This window comes from Salifodinibacter halophilus, from assembly GCA_012999515.1.
Lineage (GTDB): Bacteria > Pseudomonadota > Gammaproteobacteria > Nevskiales > Salinisphaeraceae > Salifodinibacter > Salifodinibacter halophilus.
Genome location: JABEEB010000278.1, coordinates 1 through 269, shown reverse-complemented (window position 1 = coordinate 269; position 269 = coordinate 1). Strand labels below are relative to the sequence as shown.

At 52.8% G+C, this 269-nt stretch carries 1 protein-coding gene; it reads left to right on the top strand.

Going from position 1 to position 269, the window contains the following annotated elements:
- A partial coding sequence (locus HKX41_11655; GenBank protein NNC24788.1) for a hypothetical protein occupies nucleotides 1-227 on the top strand: 227 nt, incomplete at its 5' end.
- Nucleotides 228-269 lie beyond the last annotated feature (42 nt).

Here is a 269-nt window from a genome sequence, read left to right as displayed (position 1 = left end):
CTGCCAAGAAGAAGCCCCTCACCCTTTCGCAAGCGAGACGGATGTTCGCCGAAGAGGCGGAGAAGCACCGCATTGTCATTCAGCGCGCAGAGTTCGCCAATGAAACGGTGCTCTTCTTGGTGCAGGCGTTCAAACAGCTGCTTCGAAACAGTGACTTTGTAGAGTTGCTGAAGAAGCAGGGTGTTGAAAGTATGCCCACCCAGTTCAGCCGGAAGATGCACGAATGAATGATTATACAGTCGAGGCTGAAGGCGACGCTTCAAAGCCAA